The organism is Stenotrophomonas sp. AN71 (assembly GCF_050435725.1).
Lineage (GTDB): Bacteria > Pseudomonadota > Gammaproteobacteria > Xanthomonadales > Xanthomonadaceae > Stenotrophomonas.
On sequence record NZ_JBNDKU010000010.1, the window covers coordinates 105,764 to 119,237 of the forward strand.

The 13,474-nt window shown below is 68.2% G+C and carries 11 protein-coding genes; 5 read left to right on the forward strand and 6 right to left on the reverse strand.

Going from position 1 to position 13,474, the window contains the following annotated elements; translation table 11 throughout:
- Positions 1-114 precede the first annotated feature (114 nt).
- Positions 115-1,635, forward strand: a complete 1,521-nt coding sequence (locus ABH900_RS15780) for a hypothetical protein (protein ID WP_429624083.1) — start codon at positions 115-117, stop codon at positions 1,633-1,635.
- 3 nt (positions 1,636-1,638) lie between these two features.
- Here ABH900_RS15780 and ABH900_RS15785 read toward each other — a convergent pair whose 3' ends face one another.
- Positions 1,639-2,415: a lytic transglycosylase domain-containing protein gene (locus tag ABH900_RS15785; RefSeq protein ID WP_429624084.1), complete on the reverse strand. Its 777-nt coding sequence runs from the start codon at positions 2,413-2,415 to the stop codon at positions 1,639-1,641.
- 196 nt (positions 2,416-2,611) lie between these two features.
- Positions 2,612-3,985: a D-serine/D-alanine/glycine transporter gene (gene cycA / locus ABH900_RS15790; RefSeq protein WP_429624085.1), complete on the reverse strand. Its 1,374-nt coding sequence runs from the start codon at positions 3,983-3,985 to the stop codon at positions 2,612-2,614.
- A gap of 228 nt (positions 3,986-4,213) precedes the next feature.
- Between cycA and ABH900_RS15795 the strand changes: the two genes are divergently transcribed.
- Entirely contained in the window at positions 4,214-5,830 is a 1,617-nt protein-coding gene (locus tag ABH900_RS15795; RefSeq protein ID WP_429624086.1) for an EAL domain-containing protein, read from the forward strand.
- Positions 5,831-5,914: 84 nt separating this feature from the next.
- Here the strand turns inward: ABH900_RS15795 and ABH900_RS15800 are convergent, their stop codons facing one another.
- Both ABH900_RS15800 and ABH900_RS15805 read right to left on the reverse strand, forming a co-directional pair.
- Entirely contained in the window at positions 5,915-7,099 is a 1,185-nt protein-coding gene (locus ABH900_RS15800) for an MFS transporter (RefSeq protein WP_429624087.1), read from the reverse strand.
- Positions 7,096-8,274, reverse strand: a complete 1,179-nt coding sequence (locus ABH900_RS15805; protein WP_429624088.1) for a serine hydrolase domain-containing protein — start codon at positions 8,272-8,274, stop codon at positions 7,096-7,098. Before ABH900_RS15805 ends, ABH900_RS15800 begins: the two co-directional genes overlap by 4 nt.
- A 229-nt stretch (positions 8,275-8,503) precedes the next feature.
- On the opposite strand from ABH900_RS15805, the gene ABH900_RS15810 reads away from it, so the two are divergent.
- Positions 8,504-9,403, forward strand: coding sequence for a LysR family transcriptional regulator (locus ABH900_RS15810; protein WP_429624089.1), 900 nt, complete (start codon positions 8,504-8,506; stop codon positions 9,401-9,403).
- Positions 9,404-9,633: 230 nt separating this feature from the next.
- The gene (locus tag ABH900_RS15815; protein ID WP_429624090.1) at positions 9,634-11,241 is read left to right on the forward strand and encodes an ATP-binding cassette domain-containing protein; all 1,608 of its coding nucleotides are present in this window, start codon (positions 9,634-9,636) and stop codon (positions 11,239-11,241) included.
- A gap of 86 nt (positions 11,242-11,327) precedes the next feature.
- Here ABH900_RS15815 and ABH900_RS15820 read toward each other — a convergent pair whose 3' ends face one another.
- Complete coding sequence (locus tag ABH900_RS15820) at positions 11,328-12,653, reverse strand: GTP-binding protein (protein ID WP_429624091.1); 1,326 nt, start codon at positions 12,651-12,653, stop codon at positions 11,328-11,330.
- A gap of 69 nt (positions 12,654-12,722) precedes the next feature.
- Here ABH900_RS15820 and ABH900_RS15825 point away from each other — a divergent pair, with 69 nt between their 5' ends.
- Entirely contained in the window at positions 12,723-13,094 is a 372-nt protein-coding gene (locus ABH900_RS15825) for a MerC domain-containing protein (protein ID WP_429624092.1), read from the forward strand.
- Between the two features lie 76 nt (positions 13,095-13,170).
- Here ABH900_RS15825 and ABH900_RS15830 read toward each other — a convergent pair whose 3' ends face one another.
- Entirely contained in the window at positions 13,171-13,455 is a 285-nt protein-coding gene (locus ABH900_RS15830; protein ID WP_429624093.1) for a metal/formaldehyde-sensitive transcriptional repressor, read from the reverse strand.
- Positions 13,456-13,474 lie beyond the last annotated feature (19 nt).

Below are 13,474 nucleotides of genomic sequence, written 5' to 3' on the forward strand. Positions count from 1 at the left end.
GGCAACCGGACAATCGCAGGTACAGCACCACGCCTGCGGCCATATCGACCCTGGCGCTTGTACCGGCGCGGCAATCGAGCTTCAATCAGCACATTCCATGGAAGGGTGACCCGCATGCAGCGTTGTCCATCTGCCAGGCTCCTGTTGCCGTTGCTGTTGCTGTGCCTGGTGATCGCGCCGGCTGCCGCAGCGGCCACCCTGCCCGCACCGAAACTGACCGGCGCGATGCCCGAGGCCACGCTGGATACGCAGCTGGACGCGGCGTGGGAGGCTGCGCGGCGAGGCGACAGCGTTGGTGTGCAAGCGCTGTTGCAACGCGTACTGCACGATCCACGGCTGGCTCGCAGCAGCAATGCTCTGCAGGGCCAGGCTGCCGGGCTTGCGGCATGGCTGGCGATCGAAGAAGGGCGGACCGAGGACGCACTGCGCCTGTTGCAGCAGGCGCAGGACTTCAGCCCTGACCTGACCTTCCCGCTGGACATCCGTGTGTTGGCCTTCGCACGTGCCGATCGCCCCGTGGAATCCGCGCGCGCCGTGCGCGAGGCGCTGGCGATGACCGCCGATGAGGCCGGTACGCGCTTCTCGCCCGCCCTGGTGCGTTATCTCACCCAGGCGTTGCGCGACAACGATGCGGCGTTGCAGCCGCTGCTGCTGGCGCTGTTCGAGGCCCGCTGGACCGAAAATCAGCAGGATCCCCAGCAGCTGTGGGTGTGGCTGACCGAACTGCAGGTGGAGAGCGGCCACGCCGATGCCCTGCAGCGCACCGTCGCCCGCATCGACCAACCGGAGCCGCTGCTGTATCTGGATATCGATCGCCGCTTCGATGCCGCGATGGCGGCCCGCACCGATCCGCTGTCCGTCGAGGCGGCGCTGGCCCGCCACGTGGACCGGCTGCGCGATGCGGCCCAGGCCCATCCAGCGGACCTGCCCCATGTGCAGCCGCTGGTCAGCGCGTTGCTGCTGGCTGGCGACCACCCGGGCGTGCTTGAGGCCAGCGCGGCATGGGCCACGGCCACGCCGGAAGACTACCTGTACGATCCCGAGGCGACCGATCTGGTGGCCTGGATGCTCAACACCCGCGCCGAGGCCCAACGGCGCCTGGGCCAGACCGAGGCGGCGCTGGCCACGCTGCGGCGGGCCATGTCCTTCGGTGTCGGCGGCCAACCGGCGGTCAGCCAGCAGTTGAACCTGGCGCTCTGGCTGGCCGATGCCCAGCAACCGGCGCAGGCACTGGCGCTGCTGGCCGACCTGAAAGGGGCCAGCCCCTATGGCGAAAGCGTGGCCGACCTGGTCCGGGTCATTGCCTACCAGCAGCTGCATGACGCGCAAGGCGTAGCGCGCGCCACCGCCGCCATTGCCGGGCGCACGGGCAACGATCGCCAGCAGTACCTGCACGCAATGCTGGCCCAGGGTCGTTTGGAGGAAGCGGCCAACGATCTCATCGCGCGCCTGCGCGATCCGCAGACCCGCCAGGCCTGCCTGCGGGAGGTGCAGCAGTATGGTCAGATTCCCTTGTGGCCATTGGCCGCCGAGCGCCACGCGCGCCTGCTGCAGGTGCTGCAGCGCGACGACGTGCAGGCGGCGATCGAGGACGTCGGCGTGCGCCGTCGGTATGCGTTGTTTCCCTTCGAGTAGGTACTACTTCGCCGGCACCTCGGCACGGATGCCCATCGCCTCGCGGTAGCGGGCGTACAGGGCCATCACCTTGTCGACGTAGGCCAGGGTTTCGGAATACGGCGGCACCCCTTTGTAGCGAGTGACCGCGCCGATGCCGGCGTTGTAGGCGGCCGCCGCCAGCGGCCGGTCGCCGTTGTAGCGGCGCAGCAGCGTGCGCATGTAACGCGCACCGCCATTGATGGACTGCTGCGGTGAGAACGGATCGCTTACCCCGTATTCCTGCGCGGTATCGGGCATCAGCTGCATCACGCCCTGTGCGCCCTTGCTCGACACCGCCAACGCATCGAAGTTGCTTTCGGCGTGGGCGATCGCGCGCAGCCAAGCGTCGTCGACACCGGTCGCCTTCGCCGCGGCCTTGAATTGCTTTGCGTGCTGCGCCAGCTGCGGCTTGCCGACCTTGCCCAGTCCCTCGTGGGCCGGTTCGCCCGGCGGCGTGGCCACGGTGAATTTCAGGAATACCCGCGAGCCGGGCAGGTTGCGGGTGGAATAGACCAGCGCGCCGTCCTGCTCGCGCTCGTACAGCACGCCGCTGAACACCCCCATGTTGCCCCACAGGTTCGGGGTCTGGATGGCGTTGTCGTCGATCTCCTTCGGCGTGCACCGCGATCCCGGCTCCGGTGCGGTGGCCAGGCTGACGGTGTTGCCCTGCACGCAGCGGTAGACCGTGCGCGCGCTGGCCATCCCGGGCCACAGGCCGGGCAGCAGCAACAGCACGAGCAGGAGGGGGCGGTGGGTCATGGCGGCCGGATGATCCGGCCGCGGCCGCTAACACTGGGTGAATGGGGGAGTGGCAGGGCTGCGCCCTGCTCCTGCAGAGGCAACGTCAACATCCAGAGCAGCACTGGGCTGTTGAGGGTTGGTGACAGTAGATCCACGCCATGCGTGGATGAAACACCGGAGGCGATGGATCAATTGGTGGAACGAAGACGTTGGATCATTTCGCGGTCCTGTTTCGCACCCAATACCCCACGCCCAGCAGCACGAACCACACCGGGCTGGCGACCAACGCCTGGCGGGTATCGCCCTGGAGGCTCAGCAATACCAGTACGCCGGCGAAGAACACCAGGCAGGCCCAGCACATGGCGACACCGCCGGGCATCTTGAAGATCGATGCAGCATGGCGCTCCGGATAACGGCGGCGATAGGCCATGTAGGCCACCAGGATCAGCGACCAGACGAAGATGAACAGCACCGTCGCCAGCGTCGTCACCAGGGTGAAGGCGGTCACCAGGTTGGGAATCAGGTAGATCAGCAGCGTGCCGCCCAGCAGGCACAGGCACGAAAACAGCAGGCCGCGGGCTGGTACTGCCGCGCGCGACAATTTCGACAGCCCGCGCGGAGCGTGGCCCTCTTCGGCCAGGCCGTACAGCATGCGGCTGGTGGAGAAAATGCCGCTGTTGGCCGAGGACGTCGCCGAGGTCAGCACCACGAAGTTGATCAGGCTGGCGGCGGCGGGAATGCCGGCCAGTACGAACAACTGCACGAACGGGCTCTTGTCCGGCACCACCTGGCGCCACGGGGTGACCGCCATGATCGCGATCAGCGCCAGCACGTAGAAGATGATGATGCGCACCGGAATCGAGTTGATCGCCTTGGGCAGGTTGCGCTCGGGGTCGGCGGTTTCGGCGGCGGTGGTGCCGACCAGCTCGATACCGACGAAGGCGAACACCGCAATCTGGAAGCCGGCGAAGAAGCCGACCAGGCCCATCGGGAACATGCCACCGTCATTCCACAGATTCGACAGCGAGGCGGTGTGGCCGCTGGGCGAGGTGAAGCCCCACGCCACCAGCCCGGCACCGGTGATGATCAGCGCGCAGATCGCCACGATCTTGATCAGCGCGAACCAGAATTCCATTTCGCCGAACAGCTTCACCGTCACCAGGTTCAGCGCCAGCAGCAGCATCACGCAGGCCAGCGCCGGTTTCCAGGCTTCAAGCCCGGGGAACCAGAACTGTGCGTAGGCGGCGATCGCGATCACGTCGGCGATGGCGGTGACGATCCAGCAGAACCAGTAGGTCCACCCGCAGAAGAATCCGGCCCACGGGCCGAGCAGGTCGGTGGAGAAATCGATGAAGGATTTGTACTGCAGGTTCGACAACAGCAGCTCGCCCATCGCGCGCATCACGAAGAACAGCATCGCGCCGATGATCAGATACACGAAGACGATGGACGGCCCGGCCAGGCTGATGGTCTTGCCCGAGCCCATGAACAGGCCGGTGCCGATGGCACCGCCGATGGCGATCAGTTGCAGGTGGCGATTGGACAGGCTGCGGCGCAGGTGCTCGGGGGGCGTTGCGGGCTCGGTCATGGGCGCAGAAAGGGGCGGGCGAGGCGTCCGACGGTAGTCCTCCAGGGCCCGGAGCGCCAGCGCCTGATGGCCCAATTGCGTCAAAGCCAGCCGCTTTCACCACAATGTGACCGAATACCGTATTGATCCCATTCCGCCCGGCCCGGCGCCATGCTCAGATAGCCGCACCTGCCCAAGGACCGGCCCGACCATGCGCCCTGCCCTGCCTGCCTCGCTGGAGCCCCGGCCATGAGCCGGCTGCGCGTCATCATCGGTGGGACCGCGCTGGCCCTGCTGGCGGCCGCCGTGCCGATCGCGGTCATGGCCTATGCCACCTGGGACCGCGCGATCAGCGTCGAACAGCAGCGCCTGCGTGACATCGCCAGCCGCACCCTGCGCCGATCCGACCAGTCCTACCAGGAGGCGTTGGCGGCGTTGAAGTCGGCCGAGGCCGGGGCATACGTCGCCTGCAGCGCCGAGCACATCCGGCGCATGCAGACCCTGGTGATGACCACACCCTCGGTGGACCAGCTGGGCTACTTCGAGAATGGCAAGCTGCGCTGCACGTCCTGGGGGCCGTTCCTGTCCGATGTGGACCAGCCGAAAGCGGACCATGTCACCAGCGACGGTGCCGGCATCGCCGTGGACGTCCGCCCCGCGGCCAGCGGGCGTCGCCAGATGCTGGCCATCCTGTATGGCTCCTATGACGCGCTGGTCGACCCGCGCCGCTTCGTCGACCTCATCGTCGATCCGCACGTGCGGCTGGCGCTGGCCAGCCCCGATGGCCGGCTGCTGGCCCAGCAGCCGGGCATGGACCCGGCACTGCTGCAGGCACTGCTGCGCAATCCCAGCGAAGGCCTGGACCAGAACACGCTGTACGCCACCGCGCGCAACGAGGAATGGCTGGCGATCACCACCACGCCGCGCACCGCGTTGGCCGCTACCTTCCGCCAGCAGGCCTGGTTGTACGTTCCGCTGGGCCTGTTGCTGGCCGCCGCCGGTGCCGGCCTGGTGATCTGGCTGTCGCGACGCCGCCTGTCGTTGCGGGGTGAGCTGGCCACGGCCATCCGGCGCCGCGAGCTGTACCTGCATTATCAGCCGATCATCGAACTGGACACCGGCATCTGCGTCGGTGCCGAAGCCCTGGTGCGCTGGCAGCGCCCGGATGGCACCCAGGTGCGGCCGGATCTGTTCATCCCGCTGGCCGAAGAGGCCGGGATGATCGCCGACGTCACCGACCTGGTGATCGAGAACGTGGTGCGTGACATGCGTGAACTGCTGGTGGCCGATCGCAGCGCGCACATCGCGATCAACCTGGCTGCCGAAGACCTCAGCAGCGGCCGCGCACTGAAGATGATCTCCAAGCACATGGCCGGCAGCGGCATCCTGCCGCAGCAGATCTGGATGGAGGCCACCGAGCGCGGCTTCCTCGATCTGGATCGCGCCCGCACCATGTTGGCTGCCGCCCGCCGTGCCGGTCACAGCGTGGCCATCGATGACTTCGGCGTCGGCTTCTCCAGCCTGCAGTACCTGGAGCAGCTGCCGCTGGATGCGCTGAAGATCGACAAATCCTTCATCGATGCCATCGGCACCGAAAGCGCGACCAGCCCGGTCACGCCGCACATCATCGACATGGCCAAGGAACTTGGGCTGTGGGTCGTGGCCGAAGGCGTGGAAACCGAAGCGCAGCTGGCCTACCTGCACAGCCGGCACGTGGAGTTCGGGCAGGGCTGGCTGTTCTCGCGGCCGTTGCCACGCGATGAATTCGTGGCCTTCCATCACAAGCGGCAGCAGCAGTACGGCGCCGCGCGGGAGCACATGCAGAATCCGCGAAGCGTGCCGATCGAACGTGAGGCCGCTGACTAGACGTACCTTCCTGTGGAGCCGAGTCCACGCTCGGCTGCAAGGGTGCCGGCCGACGGCCAGCACCCCGTCCCTGGTGATCGACGTCTACAGCCACGCTTTCGGCCGCGCCAGCAGCCACGCCGCACACACCGCCAGCAGCAGCAACGGCAGCCATCCCAGCAGGCGCGCACCACTGGCCTGCAGCATCACGCCACCGGCCACGCCACCAGCGGCAATGGCCAGATTCCAGCCGGTCACCAGCATCGACTGCGCCAGGTCCGCAGCCGCCCCCGCTCGGCGCGCCAATGCAGTCTGGAACAGCGTCGGCACGGCGCCGAACGCCACGCCCCACAGGATCGTTGCCAGCAGCAGCGCGTTGGCCACGCCCGGCCACACCAGCAGGGCAACCACCGGCAGGAGGAAGCCGATCACCGCCGCCCACACCAGCGCGCGCAGGTGGCGATCCACGCCCCAACCGGCAATGCCGATGCCGGCAATCGCCGCCACGCCGAATGCCAGCAACAGACGATCCAGCCAGGCACCCGCGCCGGCCTCCACCGCCAGCGGTTCGATGTAGGTGTACAGCACGTTGTGCGCCAGCACGTACAGCATCATCACCAGCAGTGCACTGCGCACACCCGGCATGCGCCACACCATGCCCAGCGACGTGCGCTGCCCAGCACCTGCGGAAGGCAGCGCCGGCAGCGCCCAGCGTGCGTAAGCCAGCAGCAGCACGCCCAGTACGCTCATCAGTGCGAACACCCAGCGCCAGCCGATCTGCTGGCCCAGCAACGTGCCGGCAGGCACCCCCAGCGACAGTGCCAGCGGCGAACCCACCATCGCCACCGCGATCGCCCGCCCCTGCAGCGACGGCACCACCATGCGCGCCGCGTATCCGGCCACCAGCGACCACAGCAGGCCCCCACTCACACCGGCCAGGAAGCGCGCTGCCAGGATCAGCGGATAGCTGCTGCTCAACGCGGTCAGCGTATTGACCACCACGAAACCGGCGATCGCCGCCAGCAACAAGGGCCGCCGCGGCAGGCGCTGGGTCAGCGCGGTCATCGGCAGTGCGGCCATCACCGAACCCAATGCGTACACGCTCACCAGCTGGCCCACCATCGCATCGCTCACGCCCAGGCTGTCGCCCATCGGCCGCAGCACGCCGGCCGGCAGGGTCTCGGTCAACAGCGTGATGAAGCCACCACCGGCCAGGGCCAGCAGTCCGGCCCACGGTAGGCGCGTGGCCTCCCCAGACGGGCTGGCGGCATCGATCGCATGGCCGCTCATCGGATGCCCTCCAGATCGGCGTAGACCGCATCGCGCAGTTCATCTACAAACGCGCCATCCATGCCTTCGTACAGGGTGTTGGTCAGCGCCACCACGCTCAGGCCGCGGGCAGGATCGACGAACCAGCTGTGGCCATAGGCACCGCCCCAGCGCCAGGTGCCCACGCGCTGCGGCGTGCCACTGGCGGCGGCATCGCGCAGCACCGCAAAGCCCAGCCCGAAGCCCCAGCCTTCCGGCTCCGGCGGGCCCTGCTCCGCCACCTGCGGCGTCCCCATCTGCGCTGCGAGCGCGGGCGGCAGCAGACCCGACGCCGGCACATCCCGCAGCGCCTCCAGCACCGCCATCACCTCGTCGGCGGTGCCAACCAGGCCGGCGCCGGCCGATGGGAAACGGCTGGCATCGGTGGCACGCGCCAGGCTGTACGCGATGCCCACGGTGCCCTCGAAGGGCGCCACCACTTCGCCTTCCTGCAGGCGATGCGGTTGAGGCGTGTCGGTCACATACGGCGTTGCGAGCCGTGTTGCGTCACGCGTGAAGAACGCAGTTTCACGCAGACCCAGCGGTGTGGCCAACAAACGCTCGAAAAGCACCTGCAGCGTTTCGCCGGTTGCCGCCTCGGCCAGCGCACCGGCCACATCCACGCCCAACGAGTACATCCACTGGCTGCCCGGTTCGAACAGCAACGGGGCCTGCGCGATGCGCCGCACGTTCTCGGCCAGGGTCAGCGGATTGGCATCCATGCCATCGCTGACACCGGCCCGTGCGTAGGGACCGTCCGCATCGGCTTCCAGGAAGCGATAGCCCAGCCCGCTGCTGTGGCTGAGCAGCTGGCGCAGGCTGATCGCTGGCCTGCGGCCGTCGGCCAGCGCTGGCCGGAAGTCGGGAAGCCAGCGCTGCACCGGCGCATCCAGCGCCAGCACGCCATCGGCCACCAGCCGCAGGATCACCGTGGTCAACAGCGGCTTGCTCACCGATGCCAGCCGGAACAGCTGGTCACGGCGCATCGGCGTGGTGGACTCACGGTCGGCCAGCCCGGTCGCGCTGGCGTGGCACAGCACGCCATGCTGGCGCACCAGCACCACCGCGCCGACCAGACGCAGCGGGTGGACCCGCTGCAGCAGCCGCTGCACCGAAGGCAGCGTCGGTAGAGCTTCAAGTGAGAGAGCGGCATTCATCGCGGTGATCCGTGGGGGAGAGGCCCGCCACGTTAGGCAGCACGCCATCGGGCAAAAAGCCGGTTACCGCTCCGTGCATCATGGACCGCACAGTCCGCAATCGGCATGATGGCCGGAACTGCAAGGCCGCAACCGGCCGCCAACCACTCCGCACCACAGCGTTGCAGCGGCGGCACCGCCTGCTGTGACCGCGCCCGCCTACCCTGCTGAATCCACCACGTGCATCGCCATGTCAGTACTGGACAACCTCGCCAACCTGCAGACCTTCGTGCATGCCGCCGACACCCGCAGCTTTGTCGAGACCGGGCGCCTGCAAGGCATCTCCGCCTCGGCGGCCGGCAAATGCGTTGCGCGGCTGGAGCACGCGCTGGGCGTGCGCCTGTTCCACCGCAGCACGCGCAGCATCACGCTTACCGCCGAAGGCCAGCTGTTCCTGGCGCGCTGCCGCCGCATCCTCGACGAGCGCGACGCCGCGCGCACCGAGCTGGCACAGCCGCACGCCACGCCCAGCGGCACGTTGCGCATCGGCCTGCCGCTGGTCGGTGACCTGACCCTGCCGTTGATGGCCGACTTCATGGCCGCCTATCCGGACATCCGCCTGGATCTGGATTTCAGCGACCGGCTGGTCGATGTGATCGAGGAAGGCTTCGACGCCGTGCTGCGCGTCGGCGAACCCAGCGACTCACGCATGAACGCGCGTCGGCTGGGCGTATTCCCGCGCCGCATCGTCGCCTCCCCCGCCTACCTGCAACGCCGTGGCATTCCGCGCACGCCGGCGGCATTGATGCAGCACACGCTGCTGCATTACCGCTTCCCCAGCAGCGGCAAGCTGGAGCCATGGCCAGTCCACTGGCCCGAGGATGAAACGCCACAGGAGTTGCCGGTGCACATGGTGGCCAACACCATTGAAGCGCGCGTGGCACTGGCGCTGCGCGATATCGGCCTGGCCTTCGTGCCCGTGCACTCGGTTCGCGATGCACTGGCCGATGGCCGGCTGGTGACCGTACTGGAGGAGCACGTGCATTCCTGCGGCACCTTCCACCTGCTGTGGCCTTCGGGCCGCCACGTGCTGCCCAAGCTGCGCGTGTTCATCGATTTCGTCGGCGAACGCCTGGGAACCGTGCCCTAGGCCGATCCATCCGCGTGCTCCCCTGTGCCCTGCAGATCCACGCGATGCGTGGATGTGCTTCGCGGCGACGGCTCCGCACCCGACCATTCAGCCAGTACCGCTATACTTTCCCCTCATTCCTCCCAGAGGCTCGCGACCGATGCGCCATTGATGCCGCCGTCTTCCCACTAGACGGCCTGACTCTTCCCGCCCCTGCGCGCAGGGGAGAACCCGGCATCCATGGAGGTCGCATGACCCCGCATTCCCTCACGCTCGATCGCGTGTCGTATCGATTGGCCGACGGCCGCCCGCTGTTTTCCGATCTGAGCTTTTCCTTCGAACCGGTGGCGACCGGCCTGGTCGGTGCCAATGGCGCCGGCAAGAGCGTGCTCGCGCGCCTGCTGGCGGGTCGTCTTGCGCCCGACAGCGGCCAGGTGCGCGGCAGCGCCCGTGTATTCCTGCTGCCCACACCCGGCTATCCGCCCGGCGGCACAGTCGGTGAACTGGCCGGCGTCGGCGAGGAGCTGGCTGCACTGCAACGCATCGAAGCCGGCAGCGTGGACGAGGCCGACTTCGCCTGCGTCGGTGACCGCTGGGATCTGCGCGAGCGCCTGCAACAGCAATGGCAGGCGTTGCAGCTACCCGACGATCTCGATCCCGCTCAACCCGCCGCGCGGCTCAGTGGTGGCCAGGCGATGCAGGTGGCGTTGTCCGGCGCCTGGGCCAGCGGCGCCGAGTGGCTGATCCTGGACGAACCCAGCAACCACCTCGATGCACGCCATCGCCAGCAGTTGTACGAACAGCTGCAGCAATGGCGTGGCGGGCTGCTGACGATCAGCCACGACCGCGAGCTGCTTGCCCGCATGCAGCAGATTGTCGAACTCGATGCGCGCGGGCTGCATCGCTATGGGGGGGCGTGGCAGCACTACGCCGACACGCGCACCGCCGAACGCGAAGCCGCCGCCGCGCAGCTCGATCATGCCCGCGCCCAGCACCGGCAACAGCAACGCACGGCGCGCGAACAGCACGAACGCCAGCAGCAGCGGCAGGCACGCGGGGTGCGCGATGCAAAGCAGGCCAACCAGGCGCCGATCCTGCTCGGCCGGCAGAAGCAGCGCGCCGAGGCCACTCACGGCCGCGCGCAGCAGGTACAGGCCGAACGCCTGCAGACCAGTGCCGAGCAGCTGCGCGCCGCCGCCGCCGCTGTTCACTCCGCGCCGGAGTTGGCGCTGTTCAGCGGCGACGCAGGACGCGGCAGCGCGCGCCTGCTGCAGGCAGAGTCACTGGTGCTGCCTCGGGGGTGCAGTGCTCCGCTGCAGCTGGAGATCCGCCGCGGCCATCGCATCGCCGTGATCGGTGACAACGGCAGCGGCAAATCCACCCTGCTGCGCGTGCTGGCCGGCCAGCTGCCTGCACGTGAGGGCATCGTGCACCGCCACGCGCCGTTGGCCCTGCTCGACCAGCAACTGCTGGGACTGTCTGGTGAGCGCAGCATTCTCGATACCGTGCAGGCGGCCAATCCCAGTGCAGACGCGGGTGAACTGCGCACGCGGCTTGCCCTGCTCGGGTTGGATGCACAGCGCATCCAGCGCGCAGCCCACAGCCTCAGCGATGGCGAACGGGTGAAAGGTGCCTTGGCCAGCGTGTTGTACGCCGCTCCCGCGCCACAGCTGTTGCTGCTGGACGAGCCCGGCAATGCACTGGATCTGAGTGCGTTGCAGGTGCTGGAGGACCTGCTGGCGGCGTGGCCAGGTGCGTTGGTGATGGTCAGCCATGACCGGCATCTGCTGCAGGCATTGCAGCCCACGCAGGTGCTGCAGGTGGGCGCCGATGGTTGGCAATGGCGCGATGCGTTGTAGATCCACGCCATGCGTGGATGCAGGCATGGCGTGGATCTACCGGAACAGAAGCCGAGCGTGGGCTCGGCTCTACAACGGCATTCCGCTCAGCGCTTCCACGCCGGGAATGCCTGCGGCAGCTGCTGCCACAGCAGCGGGCCCGCGCGCAGCTCCTGGTCATTGAGCAGGCACGCATCCAGCTCCGCACGCACGGCACGCTCATCCATGTGCACACCGATCACCACCAGTTCCTGGCGCCGGTCGCCCCACAGCGGGTGCCAAAGGCGCTGCATCGCCGAGTGCGCGGCCGAATCAGGGAATTCCTCCAGCCCCGGCAACGGTGCGCTCCAGCAGTCGGCCTGCTGTCGCGCCCAGCCCAGATCGCTGTACGGCAGCGGCGTCGGCGGCAGCAACGGCGTGGTGTCTTCCTGCCCGGCACGCACGCGATCGCGTGCGGCGTACCAGAAGCCCGCCGCCTGTGTACGCGTCGCCGCGCCCACGCTGTTCAGCTCGCCCACCCAATCCATGCGGTTGGCCAGCCAGAACCAGCCCTTGCTGCGGATCACGCCCGGCATGCCCGATTGCAGCGCGCGTGCGAAACGCGCGGGATGGAACGGCCGCCGCGAGCGGTAGACGAAACTGCCGATGCCGTACTCCTCCGTTTCCGGCGTGTGCTCACCACGCAACTCCTTCACCCAGCCCGGCGCACGTTGCGCGCGCTCATAATCGAAGCGACCGGTGTCCAGCAGCTCGGCCAGCGGCACATCACCGAAGCTGGACAGCAGCAGCCTGGCGTCGCGATTCAGTCCACGCAGCACGGCCAGCGTGTCCTGCAGCACTTCGTCGTCCACCTGGTCAACCTTGCTGACCACGATCACATCGGCAAACTCCACCTGCTCGCACAGCAGGTCGACCACGCCGCGGTCGTCGTCCGGGCCGGCCTGCTGGCCGCGCTCGGCCAGGCGCAGCGTCGAACCGAAGTCGGCAAGGAACGCACTGCCATCGACCACCGTCACCATCGTGTCCAGGCGCGCGATGTCACTCAGGCTGAAGCCCTGCTCGTCGCGCACCGCGAACGTCGCGGCCACCGGCATCGGTTCACCGATCCCGGTCGATTCGATCAGCAGGTAGTCGTAGCGGCCAGCATCGGCCAGGCGCCGCACTTCCTGCAGCAGGTCATCGCGCAGCGTGCAGCAGATGCAGCCATTGCTGAATTCCACCAGCGTCTCTTCGGTGCGGCGCAGTTCGGCGCCGCCCTCGCGCACCAGCTGCGCATCGATGTTGACCTCGCTCATGTCGTTGACGATGACCGCCACGCGCAGGCCCTGGCGGTTGCGCAGGATCTGGTTGAGCAGGGTGGTCTTGCCGGCCCCGAGGAAGCCGGACAGCACGGTGACCGGAAGGCGACGGTCGGCGCGGGAAACAGTGTTCATGTCGGAGCGGGTTGGCTGCGGAACGGAAATGTTACTGTATAACAATTGCAGCGCAAGGAACCTCCCCCGATGAAATCATCGTCTGCCGCCCTGCTCGATGCCGGCGCGGTCGCCCTGTCCAGCCTGTGCCTGTTGCACTGCCTCGCGCTGCCCCTGCTTGCCGCCGCGCTGCCGCTGTTCGGCACGTGGGCCGAAGCGGAATGGGTCCACCTGCTGTTCGTGGCCATCGCCCTGCCGCTGACCGGCTACGCGCTATGGCGGGCCGAACGCCGTCACCCGCTGCCGGTGCTGGCCTGGGCCACCGCCGGCGCCGGGCTCGGCCTGCTGCTGGCCGGTGCGCTGGCGCTGCCCTCGCACGACTGGGAGACACCAATGACGGTCACCGGCAGCCTGCTGCTGGCCGCCACGCATATCTGGAACGCGCGGCACCGGCACGGGTAGTGCCGGCCGCTGGCCGGCAACCCCATGAACGCCGCAGGCAACCTGCAGGTGCCGGCCAGCGGCCGGCACTACCCGGTCATTTGCCGTAGCGGCGCAGCAGCTCCACCAGCACCTCGGCCTCGGCCGCACGTTGCTGCGGGTCTTCGGCGCCGACCACATGTTCCTGCAGGTGCTCGTGCAGCAGCTCCATCAGCAGGCTGTGGGCAGCACCGCGCACGGCGGCAACCTGCACCAGCACGTCCGCACAGTCACCTGCTGAACCCTCGGGCTTGTCCAGCGCCTGCTCCAACGCTGCCACCTGGCCGCCGATACGGCGTACCCGGGTCAGCAGCTGCTTTCGATTCTTGTGTACATGGGCCATGGATGGATCGTATACCCTA